Here is a 13,375-nt window from a genome sequence, read left to right as displayed (position 1 = left end):
AGCTCCGGACTTTTAATCCGTAGGTTGTGGGTTCGAATCCCACGGGGCCTACCCCACTTTCCCCCGGTATAGCAACAATTTGCTTACCGGGGGAAAGGCTTCCTGGGGAATGTGCAACCCATGTGCCACTCCCATCCCCACACCGGGCACTCGCTCGACGCATCCAGATAACGGCCCAGAAGTACTTCGCGAACTGGTCTTGGCCCGCACTCGCGGGTGAGAACTCAGAAAGTGTGGGTGAAGTGTCAGAAAGTGTGTTGTTATTCTCTGCAGCCCTTTGTCCTGCAGGGGAATATCCTTGTCGGCATGCTTTGAGAGCTTAGGACACGACCCGTTGGCGAACATATGGGAGCGGGCCGGTTTCCCGACCCGCTCCCACAGTTTTGCGAGGTTATCCTCGCGCTACTTAGTTCGCGCTGACGCGCTTTTCGCCGTTACCTGCGTGCACCCCTGTTGGTAATGCCCAGGTAGGCGGAAATGAGAAGGATTGCGATGACGATTGAGACGATCCACTTGAGGATGGTCGAATCAGAGCCCATGGGGCCTTCGACGAGCCACCAGCCAAGTGCGGCACCGCTAGCACCGAGGATTACAGTCCAGATGACACCAAGGTTCTGATCGCCCTTCATGAGGATGCGAGCAAGGACGCCGATGATGGCGCCAACAACAATTGTTCCGATGATACCCATGTGTATGTACCTCCTGAATTTGGGAAGCTACGATTTACAGTTCCACCGGAGAACACACTAGAGGCTTACTTCACGAATTTCCGCATTCACCTGCACAAATATCCAAAATTATCCAAAAATTAGCCAATTTGCAGGGTTAGTTTTTACCGTTCTACAAGCTTTGGGGGCTTTGGTCGATATGTCGCAATGAGGACCGCGATCGATACGCAGACCAGTCCGGCAACCTCACCCCAGGTCGGTACCTGCTGCAGCATGACGAGACCCACCACCATGCTCATGGCGGGAAGAATCGAGTTCAGAATGGCAAAAATCGTTGCAGGTACGTCCCGCAGAACAAGCTGGTCAATAACGTAGGGAACGACGGAGGAGAGCACGGCAACCCCGGCGAGTGTCAGCCAGAATGCCACATCGGGCTTGACCTCGATGAACTCCCCGAGCGCCAAAGGACTGTAGACAAGAGCCGCCCCTGCCATGCCGATAGCCAGTCCGTCAACGTTGTTGGGCTTCCCCGCCATTCGGCTTCCCAGAGTCATGTAGAACGCCCACGCGACACCTGCGGCAAGAGCAAAGCCAATACCGAGGGCCACGCCAGGCTCATTGGGGTCAAGGCCGATCCAGGAGATCAAGAAAACGCCCAGAAACGCGAAGAGAATCGCAACGGTCGTTCGCTTCGTCCGTGCCGTCGCGGCGAGGACAACGGGGCCAAGGAACTCGAGAGCAACGGCGGTGCCAAGAGGAATACGGGCAATTGACAGGTAGAACAGCAGGTTCATGCCCCCGAGCGCCAAGCCGAAAAGCACGGCTTTGCCCTTGTCCGGGTAGGACCGGGGGCGTCGCCACAGTAGCAGGAGAATGGCGGCGAAAGCGATCCTCCCCCACCCGACGGAGAGGCCGGAAACGATCGTGAAGAGGCCGACGGCAATCGAGGCGCCCACGTACTGGGATAGGCCCGACAGTAACATGGCAGAAACATTCTTCACCCCGCCAGTATGGACCCAACGGAGATTGCTTTGCCAGAGACGTTCACGTGACAGGAGAAAAGCATCGCGAAAGGGGAGATTTTGGAGACATCCAGAAGCTTCGCATCGTACATGGGGACATTTTGGGGACAGCGAAACAAGATTCACCCCAGGACGGCGGATCAAGTGAGCCTTGCCCAGTGATTTGGGAACTTACCTGAGCGATACTTCTGCGAGAACGCCTCGGTGGTCAGAAAACGAAAACTTGTGGATTGAGGTGTTTGTGGCGATGAGGTCGGAGACGATGTAGTCCATCTGGAACGTGGGCTCGTGGGCTGGATAGGTTGGGCCGTCCACCAGGCTGGGCCAGATCGAGGCGTTTTTCCTCATGTTGAAGTCACCACCGAGCACCCGCGGCCCCGGGAGGTTCTGCAGGAAGGTTTCGGCTTGTCGGAGCTGGTCGACACCAACGCCGAACTGCCAGGACAGGTGCGTGGTTGCCACCGTGAGGGTTTTCTCATCGCAATCCAGAACCCCGGCAAGGACCTGGCGGGGCTGGTCCATGTCCACCGTCATGCCCCTCATGCGGTGAAGCGGCCTGTTTGTGTTGAGTGGGTGAGCATGCCACGTGGCCGGAAAGCGGGAAGCTATACCGATTCCGGTTCCCCGCTCCCCGATCTTCCTACCCTGTGGGCTGACGAGCGGCAGGACTGTTGCCCACGTGCTCCTCCCGGGGAGAAACGCGTGATGACCAAGGCCGCAGGCGGCCGCCACCAGGCCGGTGTGGTCCACCCTGCCGGAGAATAGGGAGCCCTTGTCGGCCTCTTGGACGAGGACAACATCGGGTTCGAGCTCCCCGAGTTCGCGAAGCCCTTCCACGAAGTTCTCTCGGGGTTTGCCCTGTTGGAGGTTGAGCGAGAGGACGCGGATGCTATCCCTCGACAACTTCACCACCATCCGAGGGCTCGAACGTAAGCGACACCGAGTTCATGCAGTAGCGGTTGCCGGTCGGGGTCTGCGGAGCATCGGGGAAGATGTGGCCCAGATGCGAATCGCAGGTGGCGCAACGAACCTCGGTGCGGACCATCCCAAGAGTGCGGTCCTCAATGAAGGTCACAGCGCCGTCCTTTGCTTCGTAGAAGCTCGGCCATCCGCAGTGAGCATCGAACTTGGTGCCCGAAGCAAAGAGCTCGGCTCCGCAAGCCTTACATGCATACGATCCGGTTCGCTCCTCGTTCAGCAGGCGGCCCGTTCCTGGTCTCTCGGTGCCGGCTTCGCGCAGGACGTTGTACGACATGGGATCAAGACGCTCGCGCCATTCGCCCTCGGTCAGTGTCAGGAAATTCTGTTCGGTCATTTCTTCTCGTCTTCCTCGTCGGGTGCCTGTTCCTCCGCCTCGGCGGCGGGATCGGAAACGGGCTCCTGTTCAGTCGTTTCGTCGGTGAAGTTAGCGCTAGCTTTCGCCGGTCCTGCCGAGGTTACGGTAGCTGCCGCGGGAGTGCCGGGCTGCTTCTGCTCGGTGTCATCCGGGTTTGCGTTCTCGTCGGAGTCTATCGAGCCGGCAGTTTCTTCTTGATTCTCGTCCAGGGTCTCATCGCCGTCCACTGCGTTCCGTTGTGAAGCTCTCTGTTCGCGTTCCGCGATAGCGTCCTCACCGGGCCCGGCGAAAGCCTTAGCGAGTTCCTCAGCCTCGGGTGAGCCGCTGAAGATCGATGCTTCGTGGCCGGGTCGCACCTGGGAGGTAGAAACACCGGCGGTTATGGGAGTCGCTGACAGTTCGTCTTCCGAAAGTTCGAGCGGGGAACGTTCGGTAATGGGCTTCCGGAACGGCAGGTAGTTTGTGGGCAGAACCACGGTTTCCTCCAGGTCGGTTGACTGCGGGGCGCGCTTCGGCCTGGGAGGGATCGGTTCCTCTTCCTGGTCCACAAAGGTTTCCGGGTCCGGGTATTCACTGATTGCCTTCGTCAGATCGTCGATCGTTGCGTACAGGTGACGCTCGTAGGGAAGCGCCCGCGGCACACTCTTCTGGATCCACTTGACCATGTGCTCGCGAATAAAGTTACGCAGGTCCGTGAGAGTTGGAGAGTCCTTTGCCGACACCAGAAGGGCAATGCGCACTCGACCATTCTCGGCCGAATCAACCTGAAGGACAGCGGTTCTACCATCCCAGAGTTCTGTTGATTCAAGGGCCCTGTTCATTTCGGACCTCATCGCATCAACGGGAACCCGCCAGTCCAGGTCAAAGTACACCTTCCCCATCATGAGGGGATCGCGTCTCGTCCAGTTCTCGAACGCTTCCGTTGTGAGCTTGCTGGAAGGCACGATGATTCGCCGACCGTCCCAGACTCGGACAACAACATAGGTCAGCGTGATTTCTTCAACGGCACAGTATTCGCCGTTGACGATGACAACATCGTCAACGCGGAGCGAATCGGAGAACGCCACCTGCAAGCCAGCAAACACGTTACCGAGCGTGGACTGGGCGGCGAGACCGGCGATCACGGAGATAATACCGGCGGAGGCAAGAATCGACGCGCCTGCCGCCCTGGCCGTCGGGAACGTAATAAGAACACCGGCGATGCCGAGGGTCCAGATCACTGCAACGAGGACTCGGCGCACAATCTGGAACTGGGTTTGAATTCGTTTCGCCCGCTTTGTGCCGGTCCGCTCAACGTGTTTGACCACCGCCGCTTCGAAGCCCACCACAATACTGGCCACAAACCACGTGGCCGCCAAGATCATCAGGATCAGCCCGGCGTGGATGATCGGGGTCCGCCATTCGGGCTCGACTTCACCGGCGCCCACTTCGGTCCTAATCCCGAACGCTATCCAGCCACCAACTAGGGCCAGCGTTAACTGAAAGGGCCGTCTGGTCGGACCAATCGAAGGTTCCACAATGGGGTGCCGCCGAGCAATCATCTGGGCAATAGCCCCGAGAAGAACCGCGACAATAATGCCGATGACTATGCCGACGAGAGTCGCAAGAACAACGTTGACGACATCGAATGTCACCGTCACCGCCTGGTCGACCGTCTCCCCTAGCGGAGTGTCGACCGTGCCTTCTTCCGTGGGGTCCTCAACGGGGTCCTCAGGGTCCGTGACACGGGCGAGAACACTGGTGATCGCGAAGGAATTCATAGTCCCCAGACTAGTCAGAGATAGCTCCCGACTCGATAGACATTTCCTGACAAATCGCCCCGTGAGTAAGGACACAGGTATCGCTTTGCATTTCTTGTCAGTTTCTCAGTATGCTGATCTGGCTGTCGAAGTTACGGAAACGGAGCCGAGACAGTAACCAGGAAGACTGGCCCCGATCGTCTAGCGGCCCAGGACCCCGCCCTTTCACGGCGGTAACACGGGTTCGAATCCCGTTCGGGGTACGACTTAGGTCATCAGTGTTCTTTGGCCCTGTAGCGCAGTTGGTTAGCGCGCCGCCCTGTCACGGCGGAGGTCGCGGGTTCAAGTCCCGTCAGGGTCGCAGATTGCCCGGCTATGCCGGGCAATCTTATAAGCCTCTGTAGCTCAGTTGGTAGAGCGTTCGACTGAAAATCGAAAGGTCATCGGATCGACGCCGATCGGAGGCACAGTGTGAAGCCGCGAGAAATCGCGGCTTTCCTGTTACCGCTGTGTTTTCCACCCCTGGCTCCACCCTTCGCCTGCAACTCCTCCCGCAAGCAAAACTGCCATGGACCCTGGTTTCAGCAACCGCGGTGCCCCTCGACCATGTTGGCCGAAGGTAGGCTCTCCCAGTCGACTTGTAAGTTGCCTCTCCCCTTGCATCATTCCTGTCACTAAGCTGGATTCATGGAGGCAGCCACCACTTTTATGATTCGCCTCGATTCTGCGCCCGGTGCGGGTGCTGCGGAACACGGGAGCCTGGCCCCCGGATCCTACGAGATTCGGGACGGCACAGAGCCGCGGGCACAGATCACAGTGACCCGTTCCGGCCAGAGTCTTACCGCGATCATTAACTACACCATTCCCGCCGGCGCAAACAGCACCGATTTTTCACTCGCCCACTTCGCTACGTTCCTAGCCGAACAAGCCTTCTTTGATCCTGAATGCGATGAGTTCTCGGTCCGGGCGCCAGCCACTCCCCAAGCAGGGCAGACAAAAGCCGTTCCTGCAACGTCCACCGAGAACCCAGAATCTTCCTCGGCAGACGCATCCGATCCCCAATCATCGCGCGATCCACTCTTCTTTCAACGCGATGATTGGGCTCAAAGTCAGCCGATCGAGATCGTTGATTTCGTTCCCTCTCATGCGGAACAAATATCGGCACTGTGTCGCGGCGAGGGCTGGAAAACATACGCCGATCCGGAGGTAGCTCAGGTCGGGTGCGCGGCACCCGGGGTGACAACCACCGTTGCCATCAATAGCGTTACACGGACAATTGCGGGTTTCGCCCAGGCTCTCTCCGACGGTATTGCCCAGGGGTACCTTGCCCAGCTGATTATTCACCCTGCCTATCGTCGTATCGGGATCGCCCGAAAGCTTGTCGAAGAGGCCTACGACAGGTGCGGCGCACAGCGGCTTGATCTTCTCACCGATGATGCTCAGGCGTTCTACGAAACTTTCACCGGTCACGCCAAACCGGGTTACCGCATTTATCCACGAGGTGACTGATGATGGTCAACGAATCATGGTTCAGAGAAAACCAGTTGAACTGGGATGATCGCGCACGTCTCCACGAGGCAGCAGGATATGGGATTGACGAACTCGTACCCGATCCCGCCTACATCACCCCAGAAGTCGCACAAGACTGACACCTCATTGGTGACCTGACCGGGAAGTCCGTTCTTCACCTTCAATGCCACCTGGGAACCGACACGATCAGCCTCGCACGGCTCGGGGCGGAGCATGTCATTGGACTGGATCTCTCCCCCGAGTCACTCCGGCGCGCCAACAGAATCGCCGGCCATGCCGGAGCAGAAATCGATTTTGTTCAGGCAAATGTTTACGACGCGCGGAGGGCCGTCACGGAGGATTTCGACCTGGTCTACACTTCCCTCGGTGTCCTGTGCTGGCTCCCGGATGTTGACGAGTGGGCACGGGTTGTCCATTCCCTTCTAATGCCCGGCGGCCGGTTCATCATCCGCGATGATCACCCGATGTTCATGGCAATCGGCGAGGACGTGAGCGAGGGGCTCAAAATCGAGCAACCCTATTTCCAGCAAAGGGCCCCACAAGCCTGGGAGGACGACGGCAGCTACATCGACGCCAAGCACGCTCCCCGGATTCAGCACACAAAAAGCCACGAGTGGAATCACTCGATCAGCGAAATCCTCACCGCGGTTCTCAACACCGGGCTAGTCATCGACTCCTTCGAGGAAACAAACCACTCAGCATGGCGCCCCTGGCCGCACCTCATGGAACGTGACGGCGACACATTCCGGCTCAGGGAGAATCCCGACAGGCTGGCTCTGCAATGGGTCATGTCGGCGTACAGGCCTTCGTAAAGCCACGGCCACCGATCCACCCGGCCACGAGTCTCCTCGGCCCCCGCTATCGAACGCGGAGCCCCAGTCCGGCAAGGAGCTCCGCGACCTGGTCCCCCACCGGTGCCATCCCCTCGCCGTTCGTTGTGACAAGGCCGTAGATGGCGCGGAGCGCCAGGAAGAGCGTTTCAACCGTCGTCTCGTCCTTCAACCTGCCCGCTTCCTTGGCTTCCGCGACAAGGGGGTTGAGGATGTTCCGAATATCAACACCGAGTTGATGGATACGGGGGTCGGTGTTCGAGTGCACGGCAGTTTCGATAAAAGCCACGTCGCTCATGGTCAGTTCGACAAGTTTTCGCCACGCAGCATCGAACCCGAGCTCGTCCGCCGCCTTGTCCGCGAGCGCCCGATCTACCTTTTCCATATTCTCGTCAAAGACAGCTACCACCAGGTCCATACGCGAACGGAAGTGCCGGTACAGCACTCCCTGGCTTACGCCTGCCTTCTTGGCGATGGAGGAAAGCGGTGCGCTTAAGCCCTTCGAAGCAAAGATGGAACGCGCCGCCGACATGAGCGCCGCACGGTTCGAAGCCGTCACGGCGGGCCCGCGGTTCGGCTTGCGTGTCCCCATACCGACTCCCTTCGGTGACTCCATTTCAGGCACCCACCAGTTCACTCGCTCTCGATTCCGGACTTGTTAAGGCCGAACTACTTCAAGAACCTACCAAACAGTTGCTCTCTCACCGTGCGTCACACCATGACCAAGACCCGGTTCGGCTTTCTCAGCCGTTGCTATCCCGCCTTCCTTGGCGCGATCAGGTCACGTTTCGTGGGCCCGTGTCCAGCGACTTCACGCCTGGTTTGGATCTCTTCAAGAAAATACTCGCACAAACGCAGTTCCCTCATTAGTATCGAACCATACACCTAACCGGACAACCATGTCCGGTTAGGGAAGCACAACACAATGAGGTGACGTAATGCCAGCAAAGCAGGATGAGGTCTTCGACGTTGTCGTCGTCGGCAGCGGTAGCGCGGCCTTCGCGACCGCTCTCGGGGCGATCGATGAGGGACTGAGCGTGGTCATGGTGGAGTCCACCGACCAGTGGGGCGGCAACTCCGCTATGTCGGGCGGTGGCATGTGGCTACCGAACAACCCGCTTATGAAGCGCGACCGTGCGGGAGATTCGCGCGAAGAAGCTATTGAATACATGGAGCAGACAATCGGTAAGCCCGGGCCTGCCTCCTCTCGGGAACGAATCGAAGCCTACGTTGATGGCATTGAGGACTTCGTTCGCACTGCCGAGAACCACGGCATGTCATTCATGCGAGGCAAGGACTATCCGGACTACTACCCGGAGCTTCCGGGCGGCAAGATCGGTCGCTCGATCGAAGCAACAAACTTTGACCTGAAGAAGAATGGCACCTGGTCGGATACGCAGCGCAACGCGATGCCGCTACCGATCCGCACCGATGACGTGTGGTTGCTCGGGCGGTCCTGGTCGACCCCGGCCGGTTTTGTTCGCGGAGCCGAGTTCGTGTTCCGCACCCTCGGCGGCTTGGTGACCGGTAAGAAGCTCACCGGTATCGGTGGCGCCCTCATGGCGCACTTCGCCCAGGCCGTTCTCATCAAGGGCAGGGTTCCGCTGTACCTCAACACTCCGGCGGTTGGCCTCGAGGTGGAAGGTGAACGCGTTGTCGGTGTTCGCGTCAAGGACAGCGCTGGTGAACGCGTTCTGCGCGCACGCAAGGGCGTCATGCTGGGCGCTGGCGGCTTCGAGTCCAATCAGGAATGGCGTCAGAAGTACCAGAACGTTAAGGGATATACCTCGGGTGCTCCCGGTAACGTTGGTCAACCCATCGAGCTGGCGATGGAACTCGGTGCGGCTATCGACTACATGGAGGACGCCTGGTGGGGTGGCTCGCTAGCCCCCTACAGCGCGGAAGCGGACCCGTCCTTCCTCGTGGGCGAGCGCGCACTTCCCTACTCAATGATCGTCGATGCTCAGGGTAAGCGTTTCGCCAATGAAGCCGAGTCCTATGTTGATCTCGGGCACCATATGCTTGATCACGACCGCGGTGGCGACTACTGGTTCCTGACGGCCGGCCCCTACAACAAGCGTTACTTCCGGACGTTCTCGATCATGCCGGGTGTCGTGAAGGGCATGGAGGAGAACCGTCTCCTCCACAAGGCAAAGACCATCGACGAGCTGGCTCGGAAGATCAACGTCAACCCGGGTAACCTCCGCGCAACCGTCGAGCGTTTCAACGGCTTCGCACGCACCGGTATCGACCAGGACTTCGGCAGGGGCAACTCGGCCTACGACCGCTACTACGGCGACCCGACGGTTCGCCCGAACTCCTCGCTCGGCGTCTTCGAAAAGGGCCCTTACACGGCGTACAAGTTGGTGGCAGGCGACCTGGGAACGAAGGGCGGCGTCATTACCGACACCGTGTCCCGCGTGCTCCGCGAGGACGGCACCATCATCGAGGGCCTCTATGCGGCAGGCAACACCACTGCCTCCGTTATGGGCCACACCTACCCGGGCCCCGGCTCCACAATTGGTCCCGCCGCCGTGTTCGGCATGTTGGCAGCCCGCCACATGGCAAAGAACTAACTAAGCTAGTCCTTCCTCGGAGCAGTGGCCTCTTCGAGGAACGACTACGGCGCAGCAGAAACGGGCCTACATAGAAGTCTTCGCCTTCCGTGACTTCGCAGGTATCGCTTCTGGGATAGCCAGCAATCCCGCCCCACCAGTATTTCGGTGGGGCGGGATTGTGTTATTTACTCGTGAAGAATCCTTAGCGGACAACCCGGTTGAGGATCGGAGTATCTACTCCGTCACCATTCCAGTCGCCGATGAGGACCGCGTCGCTGGCGCGGCCGATCTTGACCTCGTGGTCAGCATCGCCGCCCGTGAGCGCGTTGTTGATGTGGAAGACGTTCGCACGGCGGATCGACACGGTGTCGATTCCGTCGCCATCGAAGTCACCCGCGAGCGCCTCATCGCTTGCCCAACCGTAGTTATAGACAATCTTGGCGTTGCCACCGAGGTGCTCGTTGTTGACGTAGTAGACGGAGCCACGGCGGATCGTGATCGTATCGCCATCGGTACCATCCCAGTCGCCGACCAGAACGTCGTCGCCGTCGCGGCCGTACTTGAACTCGACCTCGGCGTTACCACCAATGAGTTCGTTGTTCAGGTAGAAGGTGTGACCGCGGCGAACACCAAAGGTGTCCGTACCGTCGTTGTTCCAGTCACCGACAAGAACTTCGTCACCGAGGCGCCCGTACTTGAACTCAGCATCGGCGTCGCCGCCCTTGAGCTCGTTGATAACGTAGAAGGTCTTACCGCGGCGGACGGCGAGCGTGTCGTAGCCGTCACCATCCCAGTCACCTGCGTAGACCTCGTCGCCAATGCGTCCGTATGCGAAGGCGTCAACGAAGTCGCCGCCGTTCCAGTCATCAGAGACGTAGAAGACATTGCCCTTCGGGTCCGGAAGGACCGGTGCAACGTACTCGAGGGTCCACGAGGTCGCAGACCCTTCGGACAGCTCGTAGCCGTCCAAAGCACGAGCGGTCACCGTCGTATCCTCGGTAATCTCCACATCGCCGGTCACAACCTCACCGTCAATGAGGTACTCAACGCCCTCAACGGTCGGGATCGAGATGACGTTGTCGGCAAAGGCCGGAGCCTCGGTCTCGACAACAACAATGTCGTTGAGGCCCGGGACGTCCAGGCCGACCTTGATCGGGTCATGGTCGGAGGAGCGGAACGCGATGTCGGCCTCGAAGAGGTTCGTCACGTTGTAGTTGTGCCGCGAGTACTCCATACCTACGGACTCAACGGAGTTGATGTTCCACACGTCGGTGTCGACAACCCAGTCGTGAGCGGTTTCGGAAGCGAAGATGTGGTCGAGCGATCCCGCCCTCTTATCGAAGGTGTAAGTGTAGAGGTGCTCACCGATCTGCTCGCTCTTTTCGGCAAGCAGGTTCACGTAGCCGTCGGCTTCGAGGGCCCGCAGCGGGTCCTCTGCACCGTAGGAGTTGAAGTCACCAACGAGGAACACGGGATGCTCCGCGTACTCGGCTTCTGCGAAGTCAAGAAGAGCATTCGCCTGGTTGATGCGGTCGGGGTTGGCGTTGCCCTGGCCGGTGCCGTCGTCGGTTCCGGAGCCCTTCGACTTGAAGTGGTTGGTGATGGTCACGAACTCTTCACCCACCGGCTCACCAGCATCGTCGAGTCCCTGCCAGGCCTGACCCAGCGGCTCACGCGCGTTGTGGAAGGCGTCGTCTCCGATGAGAATCTTCGATTCCTCGGTCGGGGTCACTTCGTCGACCTGGTAGATAAAGGCGAGACGAATAACGTCCTCGTCCTCGGGAAGGTCAGCCGGGGACTCGGCGTAGGCCCACTTGTCAAAGCCAGCATTGGCGTTCAGAGCATCAACGAGGTTGGCGAGAGCATCGTCGCGATCCTTACCGAACGGGGCGGAGTTCTCGATCTCTTCAAGGCCAACAACCGAAGCATCAAGCTCTTCGATTGCAGTGACGATCTTGCCTTCCTGGCGTGCCAGATTCTCTGCATCCCACGCTCCACGGACCAGGCAGCCACCGCGAACGGAAATCGGGCTGCCCTCACGGTCGCTATAGGCACTACAGCCGGAAAGGTCGACACCGAGGGTCGTGAAGTAGTTCAGGACGTTGAATGTCGAGATCGTGATGTCGCCACCAACTTCGGGTGCCTCAGCCTCGGCTGCGCGAGTGTCCTCGAAGACCGCGAAGTCATCGTTCTCACCGGTGATGCGCTCGGTGGGCTGGAGGTTCCACTGGTAGCGGTAGTCGAGGATCACGGGATCCGTGATCTCAGCACCCGCACCCACGCGGAGCGGGGTATCGAGGTTGAGGTAAGGAACCGGGATCTCGTGGTCATCGAACCGGAAGTCCGTGTAGTTGTACGACGAACCATCGTCCAGGGTCAGCATCTTGGAGTAGTTCTCCGCCACAAGAGCATCGTGCTCGGCCTGTTCCGTGACGGGGTTGTAGATATCCGTCTCGGTGGGAAGTGCCGCGCTATCCATGGCAAGAGCAACCTGCCCGTGCGCATTCGTCTGGTAGGAGTCGGTCACGGTGAACTCGATAGCTGACACATCGATGAGCATGCCCTCGAGGGCCTCGCGCTGTTCATCCGTTGCCAGGTCGGCAGGAGTTACGACAGCGGGAATCGGGGCTTCAACGGTTTCATCGAGCACCTCCCAGGTCGGGTTGCTGAGCTGGGTAAGCGTGAAGTACTCGCCGGCGGTGCCGGCGACCTCAACGTATTCGCCGTATTCGACATCATTTGCCATCGAGCCCGAGTAGACGAAGATACCGTGCGAGGCATCGCCGATCTCGCCACCGGTTCCGGGGGTCTGCAGGTAGACACCGTTGAAACCACCAGAGGTGTATACGCCGGTAACAACGCCACGAGTGATTACCTCGTCACCGTCCATCGGAGTCGTGTCACTCGTGCCCTGAATGTCTTCAATTGCTACGAGCTCGGGATCCGGATCAGGGTCCGGATCGGGATCCGGGTCCGGCGCGGTATCATCGGAGCCCTGTGGGGTCGGTACAGTCACGAAGTCAAAGTCGGCCGAGTTGTCATCGGTGTCCAGGCCATCGGTACGAGTGATGGAACCCGGATCGGAGTTTCCACCATCGTAAGAAGCAGCCTCGGTCTCGAACTTGACCGACTTACCGTAGCCGACGAAATCGATGAAGTTCTCATTACCGGAAACATCGCCAGCAGCTACGCCGTCGACGTCTGCCGAGCCATCAACAAGGGCGATTGCTCCGTTGGCGCCGCCGGGGTTCAATCCGCCCGCGACAAGGTCGACGTTAGGCACTGCCTCGCCGTTTGATCCATTCGTACCGCCGCGGACGAGGAAGTATCCGCCAGCTTCAATGCTGTATCCCTCGAGGCTAACGTTGTTGCTCGCGTCTGCACCCTTCGATGAGAAGTACTGGAGGGACATTCCATCGAGGCTAATCTCAGCGTCGGTTGGGTTGTAAAGCTCTACAAACTTGTGGGTGTAGGGCTGGTTGTTGGAGCCGCCACGCAGGTACAGCTCGTTGATGACGACGTTGTCGTTTTCTGGTGTTGCCTGGGCGGGTAACGCCCATATCGGCGTCATGACCAGTGCACATGCACCGACTAACGCCGTCCTTCTACTCGTATATGCCTTCATTAAATATCTCTTTTCATGCAGGTCAAAATAGACGCCTTGTGCATCTGCACTAGCGTCCCACAAATTA

11 protein-coding genes and 3 tRNA genes are annotated in these 13,375 nt (G+C 59.1%); 7 read left to right on the top strand and 7 right to left on the bottom strand.

The window, feature by feature from the left end; translation table 11 throughout:
* Window positions 1-434: 434 nt before the first annotated feature.
* From ACTHUY_RS07555 to ACTHUY_RS07535, 5 genes are all read right to left on the bottom strand, one after another.
* A complete protein-coding gene (locus ACTHUY_RS07555) occupies window positions 435-689 on the bottom strand; it encodes a GlsB/YeaQ/YmgE family stress response membrane protein (RefSeq protein WP_441655174.1) in 255 nt (84 codons plus the stop codon).
* Between the two features lie 143 nt (window positions 690-832).
* Window positions 833-1,669 (bottom strand): EamA family transporter, encoded by an 837-nt coding sequence (locus ACTHUY_RS07550; RefSeq protein WP_441678324.1) that lies wholly within the window; start codon window positions 1,667-1,669, stop codon window positions 833-835.
* 192 nt (window positions 1,670-1,861) lie between these two features.
* A complete protein-coding gene (locus ACTHUY_RS07545) occupies window positions 1,862-2,593 on the bottom strand; it encodes an endonuclease/exonuclease/phosphatase family protein (protein WP_441655176.1) in 732 nt (243 codons plus the stop codon).
* Window positions 2,580-3,005, bottom strand: a complete 426-nt coding sequence (msrB, locus tag ACTHUY_RS07540) for a peptide-methionine (R)-S-oxide reductase MsrB (RefSeq protein ID WP_441678321.1) — start codon at window positions 3,003-3,005, stop codon at window positions 2,580-2,582. Before msrB ends, ACTHUY_RS07545 begins: the two co-directional genes overlap by 14 nt.
* A complete protein-coding gene (locus tag ACTHUY_RS07535; RefSeq protein ID WP_441678319.1) occupies window positions 3,002-4,786 on the bottom strand; it encodes a mechanosensitive ion channel domain-containing protein in 1,785 nt (594 codons plus the stop codon). Before ACTHUY_RS07535 ends, msrB begins: the two co-directional genes overlap by 4 nt.
* 169 nt (window positions 4,787-4,955) lie before the next feature.
* On the opposite strand from ACTHUY_RS07535, the gene ACTHUY_RS07530 reads away from it, so the two are divergent.
* The 6 genes from ACTHUY_RS07530 (at window position 4,956) to ACTHUY_RS07505 (ending at window position 7,107) form a co-directional block, all read left to right on the top strand.
* A tRNA-Glu gene (locus tag ACTHUY_RS07530) sits at window positions 4,956-5,028 on the top strand.
* Between the two features lie 24 nt (window positions 5,029-5,052).
* Window positions 5,053-5,126: transfer RNA gene (locus tag ACTHUY_RS07525), tRNA-Asp, on the top strand.
* Between the two features lie 33 nt (window positions 5,127-5,159).
* A tRNA-Phe gene (locus tag ACTHUY_RS07520) sits at window positions 5,160-5,232 on the top strand.
* 220 nt (window positions 5,233-5,452) lie between these two features.
* Window positions 5,453-6,274 carry a GNAT family N-acetyltransferase gene (locus tag ACTHUY_RS07515; protein WP_441678317.1) on the top strand — a complete coding sequence of 274 codons (822 nt, stop codon included), beginning with the start codon at window positions 5,453-5,455 and terminating at the stop codon, window positions 6,272-6,274.
* Window positions 6,274-6,414 (top strand): hypothetical protein, encoded by a 141-nt coding sequence (locus tag ACTHUY_RS07510; RefSeq protein WP_441678315.1) that lies wholly within the window; start codon window positions 6,274-6,276, stop codon window positions 6,412-6,414. Before ACTHUY_RS07515 ends, ACTHUY_RS07510 begins: the two co-directional genes overlap by 1 nt.
* Window positions 6,415-6,420: 6 nt before the next feature.
* On the top strand, window positions 6,421-7,107 hold the full coding sequence (locus ACTHUY_RS07505) for a class I SAM-dependent methyltransferase (protein ID WP_441678326.1): 687 nt from the start codon (window positions 6,421-6,423) through the stop codon (window positions 7,105-7,107).
* 46 nt (window positions 7,108-7,153) lie between these two features.
* Here the strand turns inward: ACTHUY_RS07505 and ACTHUY_RS07500 are convergent, their stop codons facing one another.
* Entirely contained in the window at window positions 7,154-7,717 is a 564-nt protein-coding gene (locus tag ACTHUY_RS07500) for a TetR/AcrR family transcriptional regulator (RefSeq protein ID WP_441678313.1), read from the bottom strand.
* A 346-nt stretch (window positions 7,718-8,063) separates the two neighbouring features.
* On the opposite strand from ACTHUY_RS07500, the gene ACTHUY_RS07495 reads away from it, so the two are divergent.
* Window positions 8,064-9,701 carry an FAD-binding protein gene (locus ACTHUY_RS07495; protein WP_441678311.1) on the top strand — a complete coding sequence of 546 codons (1,638 nt, stop codon included), beginning with the start codon at window positions 8,064-8,066 and terminating at the stop codon, window positions 9,699-9,701.
* 184 nt (window positions 9,702-9,885) lie between these two features.
* On the opposite strand, the gene ACTHUY_RS07490 is transcribed toward ACTHUY_RS07495, so the two are convergent.
* Window positions 9,886-13,254, bottom strand: coding sequence for an ExeM/NucH family extracellular endonuclease (locus ACTHUY_RS07490; protein WP_441678309.1), 3,369 nt, complete (start codon window positions 13,252-13,254; stop codon window positions 9,886-9,888).
* Between the last annotated feature and the right edge of the window lie 121 nt (window positions 13,255-13,375).

It is taken from the genome of Flaviflexus sp. (assembly GCF_052087705.1).
Classification (GTDB): Bacteria; Actinomycetota; Actinomycetes; order Actinomycetales; family Actinomycetaceae; genus Flaviflexus; species Flaviflexus ciconiae.
This window is presented reverse-complemented; position numbering and strand designations above follow the sequence as displayed.

What these genes read in the sequence shown, in the direction of transcription:
- ACTHUY_RS07555 (WP_441655174.1), bottom strand. Translation starts at nt 689, where the DNA reads ATGGGTATCATCGGAACAATTGTTGTTGGCGCCATCATCGGCGTCCTT.
- msrB (WP_441678321.1), bottom strand. Translation starts at nt 3,005, where the DNA reads ATGACCGAACAGAATTTCCTGACACTGACCGAGGGCGAATGGCGCGAG.
- ACTHUY_RS07535 (WP_441678319.1), bottom strand. Translation starts at nt 4,786, where the DNA reads ATGAATTCCTTCGCGATCACCAGTGTTCTCGCCCGTGTCACGGACCCT.
- ACTHUY_RS07515 (WP_441678317.1), top strand. Translation starts at nt 5,453, where the DNA reads ATGGAGGCAGCCACCACTTTTATGATTCGCCTCGATTCTGCGCCCGGT.
- ACTHUY_RS07510 (WP_441678315.1), top strand. Translation starts at nt 6,274, where the DNA reads ATGATGGTCAACGAATCATGGTTCAGAGAAAACCAGTTGAACTGGGAT.
- ACTHUY_RS07500 (WP_441678313.1), bottom strand. Translation starts at nt 7,717, where the DNA reads ATGGGGACACGCAAGCCGAACCGCGGGCCCGCCGTGACGGCTTCGAAC.
- ACTHUY_RS07495 (WP_441678311.1), top strand. Translation starts at nt 8,064, where the DNA reads ATGCCAGCAAAGCAGGATGAGGTCTTCGACGTTGTCGTCGTCGGCAGC.
- ACTHUY_RS07490 (WP_441678309.1), bottom strand. Translation starts at nt 13,254, where the DNA reads ATGACGCCGATATGGGCGTTACCCGCCCAGGCAACACCAGAAAACGAC.